The organism is Amycolatopsis alba DSM 44262 (genome assembly GCF_000384215.1).
In the GTDB taxonomy this organism is placed as follows: Bacteria; Actinomycetota; Actinomycetes; order Mycobacteriales; family Pseudonocardiaceae; genus Amycolatopsis; species Amycolatopsis alba.
In genome coordinates, this window is the sequence record NZ_KB913032.1 from 6,194,124 (window position 1) to 6,209,952 (window position 15,829).

General features: G+C 67.7%; 12 protein-coding genes. 4 read left to right on the forward strand and 8 right to left on the reverse strand.

The genetic code is table 11. The annotated features are described in order from the left end of the window. Nucleotides 1-23: 23 nt before the first annotated feature. Nucleotides 24-647 (reverse strand): TetR/AcrR family transcriptional regulator, encoded by a 624-nt coding sequence (locus AMYAL_RS0129090; RefSeq protein WP_026467557.1) that lies wholly within the window; start codon nt 645-647, stop codon nt 24-26. 76 nt (nt 648-723) lie between these two features. Here AMYAL_RS0129090 and AMYAL_RS0129095 point away from each other — a divergent pair, with 76 nt between their 5' ends. From AMYAL_RS0129095 to AMYAL_RS0129105, 3 genes are all read left to right on the forward strand, one after another. Beyond that, nucleotides 724-2,205, forward strand: a complete 1,482-nt coding sequence (locus tag AMYAL_RS0129095; protein ID WP_020634801.1) for an FAD-dependent monooxygenase — start codon at nt 724-726, stop codon at nt 2,203-2,205. A 231-nt stretch (nt 2,206-2,436) separates the two neighbouring features. Then, complete coding sequence (locus tag AMYAL_RS0129100; RefSeq protein ID WP_026467558.1) at nt 2,437-3,258, forward strand: S1 family peptidase; 822 nt, start codon at nt 2,437-2,439, stop codon at nt 3,256-3,258. Nucleotides 3,259-3,776: 518 nt separating this feature from the next. Further along, complete coding sequence (locus AMYAL_RS0129105) at nt 3,777-4,157, forward strand: hypothetical protein (protein ID WP_245193122.1); 381 nt, start codon at nt 3,777-3,779, stop codon at nt 4,155-4,157. Between the two features lie 88 nt (nt 4,158-4,245). On the opposite strand, the gene AMYAL_RS0129110 is transcribed toward AMYAL_RS0129105, so the two are convergent. Continuing rightward, entirely contained in the window at nt 4,246-5,712 is a 1,467-nt protein-coding gene (locus AMYAL_RS0129110) for a trypsin-like serine protease (protein ID WP_020634804.1), read from the reverse strand. Nucleotides 5,713-5,773: 61 nt separating this feature from the next. After that, nucleotides 5,774-7,300: a S8 family serine peptidase gene (locus tag AMYAL_RS0129115; protein WP_020634805.1), complete on the reverse strand. Its 1,527-nt coding sequence runs from the start codon at nt 7,298-7,300 to the stop codon at nt 5,774-5,776. A 266-nt stretch (nt 7,301-7,566) separates the two neighbouring features. On the opposite strand from AMYAL_RS0129115, the gene AMYAL_RS0129120 reads away from it, so the two are divergent. Beyond that, nucleotides 7,567-10,401 carry an ATP-binding protein gene (locus AMYAL_RS0129120; protein WP_245193124.1) on the forward strand — a complete coding sequence of 945 codons (2,835 nt, stop codon included), beginning with the start codon at nt 7,567-7,569 and terminating at the stop codon, nt 10,399-10,401. A gap of 107 nt (nt 10,402-10,508) precedes the next feature. On the opposite strand, the gene AMYAL_RS0129125 is transcribed toward AMYAL_RS0129120, so the two are convergent. The 5 genes from AMYAL_RS0129125 to AMYAL_RS0129145 all read right to left on the reverse strand — a co-directional run bounded on the left by AMYAL_RS0129125 (nt 10,509) and on the right by AMYAL_RS0129145 (nt 15,822). Continuing rightward, nucleotides 10,509-11,483: a quinone oxidoreductase family protein gene (locus AMYAL_RS0129125; protein ID WP_039794288.1), complete on the reverse strand. Its 975-nt coding sequence runs from the start codon at nt 11,481-11,483 to the stop codon at nt 10,509-10,511. Nucleotides 11,484-11,789: 306 nt separating this feature from the next. After that, entirely contained in the window at nt 11,790-13,127 is a 1,338-nt protein-coding gene (locus AMYAL_RS46335; RefSeq protein ID WP_020634808.1) for an MFS transporter, read from the reverse strand. Nucleotides 13,128-13,230: 103 nt separating this feature from the next. After that, the gene (locus AMYAL_RS0129135) at nt 13,231-13,755 is read right to left on the reverse strand and encodes a MaoC family dehydratase (protein ID WP_020634809.1); all 525 of its coding nucleotides are present in this window, start codon (nt 13,753-13,755) and stop codon (nt 13,231-13,233) included. After that, entirely contained in the window at nt 13,752-14,603 is an 852-nt protein-coding gene (locus AMYAL_RS0129140; protein WP_020634810.1) for an HpcH/HpaI aldolase/citrate lyase family protein, read from the reverse strand. The genes AMYAL_RS0129135 and AMYAL_RS0129140 overlap by 4 nt, the downstream gene beginning before the upstream one ends. Next, a complete protein-coding gene (locus tag AMYAL_RS0129145; protein WP_020634811.1) occupies nt 14,596-15,822 on the reverse strand; it encodes an aminotransferase class I/II-fold pyridoxal phosphate-dependent enzyme in 1,227 nt (408 codons plus the stop codon). The genes AMYAL_RS0129140 and AMYAL_RS0129145 overlap by 8 nt, the downstream gene beginning before the upstream one ends. Nucleotides 15,823-15,829 lie beyond the last annotated feature (7 nt).

Here is a 15,829-nt window from a genome sequence, read left to right on the forward strand (position 1 = left end):
TCCTGGCCTGCCGGAGTTCCGGGTCAGCCGAAATGGTCGCCAAGACCGCCACGAAGCAGGTCGAAGGCGTGGTTGGCGTTGGCCACGGCCTCGGGGTAAAGATCGTCGGCGCGGCGCCCCTCGGCCAGTTGCCGCCAGTTCAGCTCGACCAGGACCTGGAGGGTCCGGTTGATCTGGCGGGCGGCCAGGTGCGCGGTCGTTTGAGCGGTGTCGGCCGCACGCAACGCGTCGGTCAGCGCGGCGTCGCCGCGGGTTCCGTACTGCTTCAAGCGGGCCCCGAGGCTGTCGGTCATGGAGACCATCCGATAGAAGGCGAGCACCTCGGGGTCGTCGCACAGGCCATAGGCCGGATCGCGCTCGGCCAGTCGGTCCAGGAAGAACCGGTGCAGCGCGGCCAACGGCGTCTCCCCGTCCTCGCGGTCCAGGACCACCCGTGCGGTCTCGGTCTCATGATCGGCGAAGCGGTGCAGCACCAGGTCTTCCTTGGTCGGGAAGTACTTGAACAGGGTGCGCTTGGAGACCTCCGCCGCCTCGGCCACCTCCGCGACCGAAACCCGGTCGAAGCCGGACCGCAGGAACAGCGCGATCGCCGCCTTGGAGATCGCGGTCCTGGTCTGCAACTTCTTACGCTCTCGCAACCCGGTCACCGGTAAATCCTATACCAAGGCGATAAGTAAACCTGGTATACATATCTACCGGGTTTACCGAAGGAGTGGAGGGGCGATGGAGACCGAGGTCATCGTGGTGGGTGGTGGGCCGACCGGGTTGATGCTGGCCGCCGAGCTGGGCCTGGCCGGGGTGCGGACCGTGGTGGTGGAGAAGCTTGTCGAGCGCAGCGGCCAGTCCAAGGCCGGCGGTCTGCAACCGCGCACCGCCGAGGTGCTGGACCAGCGTGGCCTGCTCGACAACGTGCTGGACCGCGCGTCGGCGCGGCACGGGGCGGGCGGTCACTTCGCGGCGCTGCCGGTTCCGCTGGACTGCCGGTCCTGGCGGACCCGGCATCCGTGGGGTGTGCCGATTCCGCAGGCACGGGTCGAGGAAGTGCTGGAGAAGCGGGTCGTCGAGTACGGCATCCCGGTGCTGCGCGGGCACGAACTGGTCGCACTGGATCAGGACACCGAGGGCGTCACCGGGACCGTGACCGGTCCGGATGGCGAGGCGGTGCCGCTACGCGGGCACTACCTGGTCGCTTGCGACGGCGCGCACAGCAGGGTGCGCAAGCTGGTCGGCGTCGGCTTCCCCGGTACGGCGGGCACGATCTCCGCGGTCGTCTCCGATATCGTGCTGACCAGCCGGTCGGACGCGGTACCGACCACAATGGAGCATTTCAGCAGGCACGTCCGCGGTAAGGGCGGCCACTGGACGGCACTGTCTCCATTGGACAATGGGTGCTACCGGCTGATGTTCGGCTCGCAGTCCAGGGTCCCCCGTGATACCCCGGTCACCTTGGCCGAGGCGCGCACCGCGCTGCAGGCCGTGTACGGCGAGGAAACCGACCTTCAGGAGCTCCGGTGGGCATCGCGGTTCAGCAACGCCTCGCGGCAGGTCGACCGGTATCGGGTGGACCGGGTGTTCTTCGCAGGCGACGCGGCGCACATCCACCTCCCTGTCGGCGGGCAGGGCATCAACCTCGGTATCCAGGACGCGGTCAACCTCGGCTGGAAGCTCGCGGCGCGACTGCGTGACCGGGCGGGAGACGCGTTGTTGGACGGCTACCACGCCGAGCGCCACCCGGTGGCCGCCCGTGTGCTGAACAACACCAAGGCACAGGGCGTGCTGCTGAACATGATCGAGGACGAGAACGTCGCGGCGCTGCGCGACATCGTCCTCGATCTCGCGCGGACACCTGACGGCAACCGCTACCTGGCCGGCATGATCTCCGGCCTCGACGTGCGCTACGGCGACTCGGAGCATCCACTGGTGGGCTCCCGGATGCCCGATCTCGGGCTGACCACGGCCGTCGGCCCGACCAGGACCTACGACCTGCTCCGCGGCGGTCGGGGCCTGCTGCTGGAACTCGACGGCGAGGCGACGCTGGCCGGCCACGCACGAGGCCGGGTCGACCACGTGTCGGCGACCGTGACCGAGGACTGGCGGGACGCGGTGGACGCGCGGGCGGTGCTGGTTCGCCCGGACGGCCACGTGTGCTGGGTGGCGGGTGCTGAGAGCCCGGAAGCCGCGCTGCTCCACTGGTTCGGCCGGTAACGATCGACCGGGTTCCCCTCGGACCACGAGGGGAACCCGGTCGACAAGCGCCCCTTCCCTCAGCCTGGGCCGTGTCTCGGATCAGTGCGCCCAGGTGCCGGTGGTGCCAGCGCCACCAGTCGGCGTCTGGCCGCCACCCCTGAGGTTCGGGGGGAGTGCCCGATGGTCTTGGGCACGGTGGACGACGAGGCTGGACCCGATCGATCCGAAGTCCTCGAACAAAGGAAAAGCATGTCGAGAGTGGGTTCCTTGCGCCGCAACCTGATTCGTGCCGCCGGTGTCGCACTGGTGGGCACCGCCTGCGCACTCGCGGTGCCAGGGAGTGCCGGCGCCGTGGTGAACGGGAAGGACTCCACCGAGCGCTACGAGTTCATGGCCTCGATCCCGGAGATCGTGCCCGAGATGAACAACGCCAAGGGTGTCTGCGGCGCGGTGCTGGTCCATCCGCAGTGGGTGGTGACCGCGGCGCACTGCGTCGATCCGGGACGCAACCCGGCCAGGCCGGAAGGGACGGTCCGCATCGGCAGCCAAGGGCGGACCTCCGGCGGCACGGTCCGCTCGATCGACAGCTGGGTGCGCCACCCTGGCTACGAACCGGGCGCGCCGAACAAGAACGACATCGCCTTGGTACGCCTGGACCGCCCGGTCTCCCAGCAGCCGATCCGGATCGCCGAGCGCCCCGGCCGCCCCGGTACGCCGACCCGCTTGATGGGCTTCGGCACCACCGTCGACACCGGCGACCTGACCAAGGCGGTGTTCCCCGAACGGCTCCAGGAACTCGACACCCGCCGCGGGGCGGTGTCCGAATGCTCGCCCGGCTACGCGGACCGGACCCGGCTGTGCACGATCAGCCGCAAGCCTGACGCCATGGCGTGCATGGGCGACTCCGGCGGGCCCCAGGTCCAGCGCGGGAAGAGCGGCCGATGGGAACTGATCGGCGTCACCTCCGGCCCCGGCGACGACGACGTCCCCTGCGCCAACGGACCCGGCCTCTACACCAGCGTGCCCGCCTACGCCGGCTGGATCCACCGCACCATCCACAAACACAGCTGACCTGCCAGTCACCTGGCGCCGGCAGGCCCGTGGCGAGTCTGGCCTCGGGTCTGCCATGTGGCCGCGTCCTCGCCCGCCGTGGCGGTGGCGCTCGTCGCTCCGCGGCAACCTGGACACAGGAACCTGCCGCACTTGTAGCAGGTCAGGTGCGCTAGATGGCTGCGCCTTTCCCGCGAGCGATCCCCGCGCGAGTGATGGACCGCTTGAACGTCTGGAGGGTTCATCGACACCCAGACGATCGCTTCATCTCCTGGCCCCGCGTACTTGCGTGCTTTGTTCCTGTTCCACCCGTTCCATAGGGGTGGCCGCTGCACTGCACCCAGCGCGGGGCGTATCGACCTCAGCAGATCGGCGGATGACCTGCGTTCTCCGCCGCGCCGGTTCACCGGGGCAGTGCCGGCCTGGGATCATCGCCGGAGATAGTGGCCGGGTGGCGCCACCTGTCGACGGCCCTCGTTGACGACACGAAAGGCGACGGGTTCGTGAGGGATCACTGGCGGCTTCTGCAACCGCTTCGCGTGGCTGCCGGCTGGCGGATCGACATCAGCAGTCTCTACGCCGTCGATCCGTCGCCCGAGACGATGGAATGGTTCTACGGCTCTGTCCTGATCTCCGGCAACGACCATCATTCCCGGCTGAGTTTCGATGCCCGCTGGGAGCCGGAAGGCGACCCCGAGGGCTGCTACACGGTCGACTTCCTGCGCCTTCCCCGCCCTCGAAAGGGAACGGGAAATGCGGTGCGGGGGCCCGACGAGGTCGAGTTCATCGGAACCTGGACGACCCGGAGCCGTCCTGAACTGGTCGCCGTCCTGGAATCCTTCATGTTCACCCGCACCCCGCCGGAGAACATCGCGTGCCCCGAACCGGAACCCCCTGCCGCCGGACCTGACGCCGTCTGATCTTGCCCTCGGCCGGAGAATCGCGGAACCCGCGACCGCATGAGCGGCCGCGGGTTCCACAGGGGCGGAAAGGTTTCGAATCCGTGGATCACCGGACCGTGAGGGTGTACTCCGTGGTTCCGGCCTTGCCGGTGCTGTCCGTCGCCGTGATGGTCACCTTGTGGTTACCGCGCTGATACGGCCCCATGACCGTCATCCGCGAAGTGCCGCCGGGGTTGATGGTCTGCGGTGAGAACGTCGGCGAGTAGGACAGTCCGGCGCCGCTGAGCCGGATGGGACCCGTGCCGCCGGTGACGGTGATCGTCGCGTTCGCATAGCCGCCGGGCGGGACGATGCCGGAGTTCGGCGAGGCGGACGGTCTGGGACCGTCACCGGTACCGCCGTCTCCGACCGTGAGGGTGAACTCGGCGGTCTTGGATCCGGAGACGCCCTTGGCCGTGACGGTGACCTTGTAGGTGCCCGCCTGGGTGCTCGCCGAGGTCTGCATGGTCAGTTTGGCGACCTGCCCGGAGTCGACGGTCGACGAGGGCTGGAAGGTGGCGGTCGTTCCGGCGGGCAGTGCGGACGCGCTCAGCTCCAGCTTTTCCGGGCCCTGGTCTCCTGCCGTGGTGGTGAGGCTGGTGGAGACGTGCTTACCGGGATCGGCCTTGCCGGACGATGGCGACAACGCGATGCCGAACTTGCCGTCGCCGGGCTGGGTTCCGCCGATCTCGGCGCGGGCCCAGTCGCCCATCGCGTTGGTCAGGCGCGCCATGATGCTGTAGCGGTCACAGGCGCTGGAGCCCCATGACGAGACACCGACGATCACGCCGTCCACGATGAACGGACCGCCGCTGTCACCCGAGCAGTCGGCGGTGCGGCCGTCGTTGTAGCCCGTGCACACCATCAGGTCACCGTTGACCCGGATGTCGAAGACCTGGCAGCCGGCGGGGTCGTTGACCGGCAGGGTGGTCTTGCGGAGTTCGCCGGAGCCGCCGCTCGCCGAGGTCTTGCCGTAGCCGAGGGAGATGCCGGACTTGCCCGGCTTGGTGAGCGCGCTGTCTCCCGAGCCCGCCACCTTGGCCCACTGGCTTTCCGGCACCGGGATGTCGTCGACGGTGGTGACCACCGCGACGTCGTTGCCCGTCCGCCAGCCACCGGAGCCGCTGTACTGGGGGTGGGCCTTGAACGAGGCGACGGCCGTGCGGAACGTCTCGTCGCCGGGGGTGTTCAGGTCGTCGTCGCCGTAGAGGTAGCTCTTGGCACCGGTGGTATCGACCATGCAGTGCGCCGCGGTCAGGATCTTGCGCTTGCCGACCACGGAGGCGGTGCAGGACTGTCCCTGCGGACCTCCGCCCCCGACGCGCATGCCCGCGATGACGGACGGGTTCTCCTTGACCGTGGTGCGTTCCCCGTTGATGATCCGGGTACCCATGTCCGCCGCACGGAGCTGATCGGTCGGGGTCGCCGCGACGCTGATCTTGTCGGCCGGGGCGGCATCGGCGGTGCTCAAGACGGGCAGGGCCGCCGTGGCCAGTGCGAGAGTGAGGGCCAGTGCGAAGCGTGGTGTTCTCATCGTTCTCCTTCAAAGGATGAAGAGATGCGGAAGAGCGGACGGCGCTGTCCGTCCACTGTGGTCAGAATGTGATCGACCAGCCGGTGAGCGTGCCGACGTCGAACCGGTAGGTGTCGCGCACCGAAAGTCGCCACGTGCCGTTCGCGTCCTCGTTTGAGGCGTCGACCGTGAAGCTCTCGTGTATGCCGCCGGATTCGCCGACGCCGCCCGCGCGGTTGAGCGAATAGGGCGTTCCGCTCGGCCCGATCAGGTCGACGGCGAGGTCTCCGGTGTAGCCGTGGTCGATGTCCACTCGCACCGCCAGCGTGGCCGATGCCTTGCCGTCGCAGGAATCCTGGCTCACGGAGGTCCCCACCGCGGCGTCCGCGTCGGGGATGGCCACATCCTGGTCGTTGCTCTTGGTCCCGCATCTGGTCGGCGTGCCGCCGCCCAGGTCGCCGACGTAGAGCAGCTTGTTCGGCGAGCCGGTTCCGGGGTTGGTGATCAGGTCCGGGGTGGCGCTGCGCACCAGCGCGTCGCTGACCTGCTGCGGGGTCGCGGCGGGGTTCGCGGCGAGATACAGTGCGGCCGCGCCGGCGACGTGCGGGGAGGCCATGGACGTACCGCTGGCGGTGCGGAACGATCCGGTGTTGTCACTGGAGTGGATGTTGCCGCCCGGTGCGAAGAGATCGACGCAGCGGCCGTAGTTCCCGCCGCGCGTGCGGTCCTTGTTGAACCAGCCGACGGTGAGTGCCTCCGGGACACGCGCCGGGCTGACGCCGCACGCGTCCTTGCCGTCATTGCCCGCGGAGACCGCCACGACGATTCCCTTGGCCACCAGTGCCTTGACCTGTTCGTCACCGACGCCGGGCACATCCATGCCCAGGCTCAGGTTCACCACCGCGGGTTTGACGGCGTTCTTGGCCACCCATTCCATGGCACTGACCGTGGCCGAGTCCGGGCCGGAACCTTTGCAGTCCAGCGAGCGCACGGCCACGACCTTGGCCTTCTTCGCCACGCCGACGGTTTTGCCCGCGATCGTGCCTGCCACGTGCGAGCCGTGCCAGTAACAGTCGCCGGCGTCGGTGTCGTTGTCGAGGAAGTCGTAGCCGTGGCTCGCCCTGCCCTCGAACTCGGGGTGCTGGGCCTGCACCCCGGAGTCGATGACATAGGCGGTCACCCCCTCACCCGAATTCGGGAAGGTGTACTTCTTGTCCAGAGTGGCGGTTCGCTGGTCGATCTGGTCCAGGCCCCACGACGGCGGACTCGGCTGTTCCCCCGCCGCCCTGGTCGTGCCGTCCTGGTGCACTGCCTTGACCGACGGGTCGGCGGCCAGTCGCCGCGCCTGCCGCTCGGAAAGACCGCGGACCGAGAAACCGTTCAGCGTGACCGAGTACGTGTCGGTCACCTCGCCGCCGTAACGTCCGGTGAGTGCCGAGGCCTGGCCTTCGGCCGCGGCACGGGCGCCACCTTCGAGCACCACTATGTACTGCCCGGAGTACGGCCGATCGGCCTGGACGACAGCCGCTTCCGCCTGCTGCGCCGCGGCCACGCCCGCGGTCGTCACCACTGCCGCGGCGGCGACCGCGACGGTGAACAGGTTCGCCATCCATCTCGTTCTGCACTGTTGCATCGATTCCTCCATCGCGCGTTTCGAACGGCCGCAGGGGGTTTGTGACATCGAGCCGCTCGAACAATCAGCCTTCGGCCTGGCGGACGGGGGAACAAGTGTGGTCGCGACCCGTACCGGTACCTGATCCTGTGTGGACGCAAGTGCCGTAGCTCGCGGGGTTATGGCGCCCGCACCCGCCGACCTACCATGTCGGGGCATTCCTCTGCGGACGGTTCACCGACAGGAGCGAGCATGGTCGACGGTTGCGCGAATTCCCTCTCCAGCCGATTCCGCCGCCGATGATCGGCCGGGACGCCGAACTCGCGGCTTTGCTCGGCGCGGTGCGGAACCCGCCATCGGTTGCTTTCGTGGAAGGCCAGGCCGGCGTGGGCAAGTCCAGGCTGGTCGCCGAGTTCGCCGCCGCGGCCGCCCGCGACGGGGCCCCGCGAGTGATCATGGGTTCATGCCAGCCGCTGCCCGCCCCGTTCCCGTACGGGGTGCTCTTCGACTGCCTCAGCCAGTGCGGCGACCTGCTGCGCGAGCCCGGCCCGGTGACCGGTGCGCTACGGGATCATCTACCCGAACTCGCCGACCACCTGCCACCCGCGCCGCGCGCCCTCGGTGACCCCGACGCGGAGCGGCACCGGATCTTCCGCGCCGTGCGCGATCTCCTCCGTTCGCTGGGACCGGCCGTACTCGTGCTCGAGGATCTGCAGTGGGCGGACGAAAAGACCCGCCGGGTGTTGCGCTTCGTTCTGGCGGACCCGCCGCCGGACTTGTCGATCGTGGCCACCTACCGCCGCGAGGATCTGCCGTCGGTGGCACCACTCGGCCACGCCTTCCACGTCCCGCACGGAGTGACCGGGGTCGATCTCGTACTGCGGCCCTTCGGCGTGACGGATGTGCGCGCCATGATCGACGCCCTGGTGGGAGCCGTCGTGACGTCGCACCGGTTCGCCGAGGCCGTCCTGGACGAGACCGCGGGGATCCCTTTCGTGGTCGAGGAAACGGTGCGGGCGCTGAGCGACCCGATGCGGGACGTGCGCGCCGAAGGTGACTCGGCCCGGCGGGTCCTCGCTGGGATCGACGTGCCGCCCTCGGTGACGGACACGATCAAGGAGCGGCTGGCGACCTTGCCCGGCGCCGCGCGGATCCTCGTCGAGGCCGCCGCGGTGCTGGGCGTCCCGGAGACGCTTGAGGTGCTGAGCGCCGTGGCGGGAGAGGCGACCGCGGCGCATCTGGTCGCGTCGGTGGATTCCGGTGTGCTCGTGGAGGAAACGGCCACCAGATACGGCTTCCGGCACAACATCGCCAGACGCGCGGTGTACGCGTCACTGCCGGGTCCGCGACGGCGGGAACTGCATGAGCGTGCCCTCACGGCGCTGTCCGCCCTTGGCCACGCCCCCGTCGCCCGCCTGTGCACGCACGCCAAAGCGGCGGGCATGAAAGCCGACTGGTTGCGATACAGCGAACTCGCCGCCAAAGTCGCGGAGGACGCCAACGATGTCTCCACCGCGGTCGACTTGCTGGTCGAGGTCCTGAGCGATGCGGATACCGGTCCCGAGGTCGCGAACCGGCTGGCGACCAAGCTCTGTGACCACGCCTTGACGGGACTGCCCGGCGGGATGATGACCGCGCGAGTCGAAAGCCTCCTCGCGGACCCCCGCCTGGTCCCGGACGTCCGAGCCCAGGTTCACCTGTGGTTCGGACTGCTGCTGCAACGAGAGACCGGGTCGGTCGACCGCGGCGCCGAGGAGATCGCACTGGCCCTCGGCCTGCTCGGTGACCAGCCGGAACGCACCGTACGCGGTATGGCGGCGATGGCCGGGCCCTATCTGGGGTCCGCGTCCATCGCCGAGCACCAGAGGTCGCTCGATCGGGTCGAGGAGGTCATCGACCACCTGCCCACCAGGGAACTGCGCACCGCGCTGCTGGCCACGACGCTCGGCGGACGGCTGATCGCCGGCGACCCGAGCACCTGGGACCGCATCGCCCGGCTGCCGTCCCCGTCGGACGTGCACGACCCCGAGGAACTCCATCACCTGGCCCGCGCCCATTGCAACCTGGCGGACGCGTGCTCGTGGATCGGGCACTACGCCAGGGCCCGTGAGTTCCTGCGCGACGGGATCGTCTTGGCCAAACGGGTCGGTTCCTCTTACGTCGTCGGCACCGCCGAGGCCACGGCGGCCCGGCTCGACTGGCTCAGCGGGCGATGGTCGGGATTGGGGCAGCGCCTCGACCGCTTGATCGAAACCTATGCGGACCTGCTGCTGACCACGGACCTGCACCTCACGCGAGGCTGGCTGGCGGCGGCACGAGGCGAGTGGGTGCGGGCGGCGGAAGCCTTCCAGGCGGCGACGGGTGCGCACCCGTCGGCGCAGGTGTTCCCGGTGGGCATCTCGGCGGCAGGCGGGATGGTGGGCATGCTCCTCAGCCGGGGCAAGGCCGCCGCGGCGGAGGAGCACGTGCGACGCGGCGTGACGATGCTGCGGAGCAAGGGCGCGTGGGTATGGTCGGGCGATATTCTTCCCCAGGCCGTCGACTACCACTTGGCAGTCGGCGACGTCGGGGCCGCACGGCTGCTCGTCTCGGAAACAGCCACCGGTCTCCGAGGAGTCGACGCCCCACTGGCCCAGGCGGGCCTGGCCGCCTGCCGTGCCCGGCTGACCGCGGCCACGAACGACCGCGACGAGGCCGACCGGCTCTACCGGGAGGCGATCGACCTGCACTGGGACCTGGGCCTGTCCTACCGCGCCACCCAGCTCGCCGAGCAGGCCGAGGGCGAAACACTCACCGACGCCACAGTGCTCGAAGCCCTGACCCAGACCTACGACGCCCTGGGAGCCACGGTCGACGCCGCCCGCTGCCGCCACCGTGCCCGCAGTACCGGCACAGCCACTCCGTCACCCCGCGGCAGACGCGGCTACGGCAGCGAGCTCTCCCCTCGTGAACAGGATGTCGCCCGCCTTCTGGCCGGAGGCCACACCAACCGGGAGATCGCCCAAGCCCTGTTCTTGTCCCGTCGTACGGTCGAGGAGTACGTGGTCAAGGTCCGCCGCAAGCTGAACGTCTCCTCCCGCCACGATGTCCGCCTCTGACGGGACGCCCGGAATCGAGACGGCTCTGCCGCCAGGCCGTCTGCTCCGGCCTCATCAGCCCTTCCTCGGAACACGCCGAAGCGAGCAGCAGCGCCGTCCTTGAGGGCTCAACGGGCGGACGGGTCCAGCAGCAGTTTCCCGGAAGTGCTGCGTGATTCGATGTCCGCGTGTGCTCGTGCGGCTTCACTCAGCGGGTAACGCTTCGTGATCTCGACCTTCAACTTGCCCTCGCTGAACTTCCGGAACAGGTCACGGGTGTGTTCGCGGAGCAGTTCCGGTGTGTGGATGTGGTCGGCGAACACGGCATAGGAGACCTTGACGCTCTTGGGCAGATCCGTCATCCGCACCTGGGGGATGTCGCCGATCAGCGGACCGTAGTAGACGAGTGTGCCCGCCCGTCGCAGCACTTCGATCGAGGAGTCGAACGTGGCAGCGCCGCCGCCGTCGAAGACCGCGTGCACCCCCTCGCCGCCGGTGAGTTCCTTGACCCGTCCGACGAAGGCGCCACCGGTCGAGACGAGTACGTCGTCCGCCCCTGCCGCCAGGGCGACGGGAACCTTGTCCTCCCTGGAAACCAGGCCGATCACGCGTGTTCCGCGCAGCTTGAGCAACTGGGTGACCATCCGGCCGACACCGCCGGCGGCGGAGTGGACCAACGCCACCTGGCCCTTGCCGAGCGGGGCGATCTCCGTCACGAAATGATGCGCGGTGAGCCCCTGCATCATCATCGCGGCGGCGATGTCGCCGGGCACGTCGTCGGGAACCGGGACGACCTGATCGGCCGGGATCACCATGCGCTCGGAGTAACTGCCGTAGGCGTAGACCCACGCGACCCGATCGCCGACGGCGAGATCGGTGACGCCGCCGCCCACCGCGGCGATCCTGCCGGCTCCTTCGACCCCTGGGACGAACGGAAGTCCTTTGGGCAGGCCGTATCCGACTCGGGAGCCGGTGTCCATGAAGTTGACACCGGCGAACTCGATGTCCACGAGCACGTCGCCCGGTCCCGGCGCCGGATCCGGCTGGTCCCGCACTTTCAACACCTCGGGGCCGCCGAACTCTTCCACTACTACAGAACGCATCGAAATCCCTTGTATCCGTTGTCACGCCGAGAAGAACGACGCTGAATCCCTGGCTCGCCCGATCGGCGGCCCTGCACTGAAACGAGCGTAGGAGCCATTTTTTGTACCTGCAAGTACAGAAATCAGGGACAGTTTCTTCTCGGGGGAGTGGTGGTCATCCCGGCCGCTGGGCCGGCTGGGCGCGCGGTTCTCGACATGCCGTCGTGGTCGTCCTGTCCGTCATCTTCCCAGCCGCATTCATCTTTCCGGTCTCCTCGGATCGGTCATCGGGCATGCGCTTATGAATCCGAGCGGCCGACACCTTTCTCAGGCTTGATGGCGTTGAGCCCGTATGGCCAGAGGAATCAGGCCGGCGGTGAGGAATCCGAGGGCGGTGAGGAGAAAAGCGGCCTGGTAGGCACCCAAGGTCGGAACGACGTGCAGGGTTTGGCTGCTGACGAGGATGGCACCCATGACGGCGCTGGCAGTCGCTGAGCCTATGGTGCGGAAGACGACGTTCATACTGTTGGCGATACCGGTCTGGTCGGCTGGTACCGCCATGTTGATACAGATGGGCATGGCGGTGAAGGCCAGGCCGGTGCCGAGACCGATGATGGCGCTGGCCAGGTAGACGGCGATGCGGTGCTCGTGACCCGTGAGCACGAGCAGCATGGCGACAGCGCTCACCACACCACCCATGATCAGGCACTGGCGCGGTCCGATCTTGAGGCCGAGCGGGACGGCGGCCAGGTTGCCCAGGGAGCTGGGCAACAGCATCAGACCGGCACCCAGCACAGTGGCGGAGAAGCCGAATCCGGCCTCTTGGGGTGTCTGGACGAACTCGCTTACCATGATCAAAGCGCCGTACATGCCGAATCCGGTCAGGGTTGCGGCGATACCGGTAAGGGCGACCGTGCGCCGAGTGAGCATGGTCAGGTCGACCAAGGGGTGGCGCACGCGGCGCTCGACGGTGATCCACGCTCCCATGCCTATGACGGTGAGGAGCATCAGGCCGAGGATGCGGATATCGCTCCAGCCCCAGGTGTTGCCTTTGCTGATTGCGATCAGCAGTGCACACAGCCAGCTGACCAGTGTGAGGGCACCGAGGAGGTCGACGCCGCGAGCGTGACCGGCCACGTGGTCCGCCGGAACGGCCCTTGACACGGCGAGGAGTGCCACCAGGCTGAGGGCGAACAGCAGCCAGAAGATTGCCTGATACCCCCACCCGGTCATGAGCGCACTGCCTGCCAGTACGCCAAGCCCGCTGCCGATACCCATGCTCGTGCTGACCAAGGCCATGCCACGGGCGGGCTGAGGGAGATGAGTGCGGATGATGCCCACCGCGAGCGGGAACACCCCGGCGGTTGCACCCTGCAGCACGCGGGCAAGCACGAGCAGGGCGAAGGAATGTGTCAGCGCCGCCAAGAGGGATCCGGCCACGGGCCCCAGCAGCGCCAGCAGCAGGAGGCGCTTGTGCCCGTAGAGGTCACCGAGGCGCCCGAGCAGGGGTGTGAGTACTGCCGATGCCACCAGGTTGGCGATCATCAGCCAGTTGATGTCGGCCGCTGAAACCCCGAAGTCCCGTGCCAGAGATGGCAGCAGTGGCAGGAGCGAGGTCTGCGAGATCGGCAGGACGATCATCCCGGTCAGCAGCGCCACGAGCATGAGCCACGTCCGGCGCTGCCGTCGGGGTGCGGTCATGTCATCGCGTACAACCGCTGGACTGCCCTGACGGGGCGCGCTGGGGGAGGTGGATGTCATCGCCGGATCAGGTGATCGAGGCATCGCGGACAACGGCCTCGCTGAGCGGGATGAGCGCTGACCGGGTGAAGATCATCACCAGGGTGCCGTCAGGCTTGAGCCCCCTGGACTCGAAGGTCACGATCCCGGCTTCGGGGCGCGATTTCGACCGCCGCTTGGCCACCACGGTCGTCTCGGCATACAAGGTGTCGCCGACGAAGACCGGGTTGGGCAAGCGAATGCTTTCCCAGCCGAGGTTGGCGATCGCCTTGGCGCTGGTGCCGTTGGTGCACATCCCGCCGACGATGGACAGCGTCACCAGACTCGAAACCAAGGGCTTGCCGAACTCGGTGTGGCGGGCGTATTCGTGGTCGATGTGCAGCGGATGATTGTTGAGCGAGATCAGGGACTGCCACACGTTGTCGGTCTCGGTGACCGTCCGGCCCGGCCGGTGTTCGATGATGTCCCCGACGTCGAACTGCTCGTAGAACAGACCCTTGTTTTCGCGGTAGCGCCCGCCACCCAGATCTTCAAAGAACGGTACGGATTTCACATCATCCCCTGGAGTTCGAGAATCGCCTGGGCCCTCTTGAGGAACGGCGGCCCCACCATCAACCCGTCCACGGTGTGGATGCCCTTCGAGGAGGCGTCGAATTTCTCCACCACCTGCTGAGCCCACGTGACCGCTTCGGCCGTGGGGCTGTAGATCTCGTTGATGATCGGCACTTGCCGTGGGTGAACGGCGACTTTGCCGGTGTAGCCCATGTCCACCGACCGGCGCGCCTCGGTGCGCAACAGTCCGACGTCGTCGAGATCGAAGGTGGGAGCGTCCATGACCTGGATCCCGGCGGCGCGGGCGGCCATGACCACCTGTGACCTTGCATAGAGCACGCTCTCCCACGACAGGGACGCGCCGATCTCGGCGGCGTAATCGGCCAGTCCGAACACCAGCCCACTCAGCCGCGGACTCGAAGAGGCGATTGCCCTCGCGTTGGCCACCCCGTTGGACGTCTCGATCACCGCCCACACCGTCGAGGCGCGGCCTGCGGCAGTGAGGATTCGATCGGCCAACTCGATTTGCTCGGCAGTCTCGGCTTTGGGAATGTGGATGATCGCCGGCTCGATCTCTGCGTCACAGACCGCCAGTAGATCTTCCAGTCCGTCCCGTGTCATGAGGCCGTTGATCCGCACCCCCAAGACCTCGGGCAGATCCTCGCTGGTCAACTGGAGATATGCCTGCCGGGCCCGCGCCTTTTCGCCTGCCGGGACAGCGTCTTCGAGGTCGATGAGGTTGACATCGGCTCCGCTGGCACGGCCCTGGCGGAATCGGTCCACGCGCAGCGCGGAGGTGACCAGCAGACTCCGGCACAACGGAGCATCGAGTAACGAGGTGTCAGCCATGGGGCACCACGTGTTTGTCGAGAAGGTCGCACAACCGCTCCAGGTCCGGCCGGTCAACGTCGGCCCGGATCATGACTCGGAGTCCTTCCTTGCCGCGGGCGGTGGTCGGGAAATACACCGGCGCGACGTAGAAGCCCTTGTCCAGCAGCGTATTGGACAGGCTGACGGAAAGAGCCGGATCTCCCACCAGCAGCATGCGAACCGGCATCTGACTGCCGGTCTGGGCGGTGGGAACGCGGTGGTCGAAGTAGGCGAGGTTCTCCCGCAGCTTCCCTTGGAGCAGGGCCAACTCAGGGCCTTCATGGATGCCGATGCAGGCCCGGACGCTGCCGAGGTTGGCTGTACTCATCGTCTGCGACCAGCACATGGGGCCTGCCATGGTGTTGACGATGCGCCCGATGTCCTGGCGGCCGGTCATGATGATCCCGCCGGTGCATCCGAAGCCTTTGACCAGCGAGCCGGTGATGATGGTCAGCGGATTGAGTTCATCCATGTGTGAGCGCACGAAGCCCTCACCCTTGCTGCCTATGACTGACATGGCGTGGGAGTCGTCCAGCCACAGGAACAACCCGTAGCGGTCCTGCAACTCGAGGAGGGCGTCCATGTCGGCCATACCGCCGGTGGAATACGCCCCGTCAGCGATGTATGCCACCCGTGGATGCTTCTTGCACAGGTCTTCGAGGTAGTTCATGTCGTTGTGCGGGCTGATGAACACGGGCGCCTCATCGGCACAGACCGGCTTCATCAGGTCCATGCAGAAGTGGGCTCGCTTGTCGAAGACGGTGACTCTCGGCTTGCCGTCGATCAGCGCCCCCGAGGTGACCAGTGGTAGCAGCGCCGCCGTGGCCACGGAACAGGAGATCGCCAGGAAGCACTGCGCGTCGAACAGCGTCGAGAACCGCTCCTGGACGTCATACATCAGCGACGACTGAATGCGCGTCGGTGCGATGCCCAGCTCAATGATCTGTTCCTCACGCAGAGCGTCGATCGCACCCTGAATCACGGCCGGATGGCGATTGAGACCCAGGTAGGAATACGAGCTCATATTGATGAACTGGTGACCACTTTTGCGCTCGACAAGCGACCCGTCAGGGCTGCTTGTGGCGTGCAGGGCGATCAGGCCGGCGTCTTCGGCTGCCGTCCAGTTCGGAAGGCTGTAGGCCATCATCTTCTCGGTGTTGCGGTACAAGCGGGGGCCGTAGGTTTCCGCCTCGCTCATCGCACTT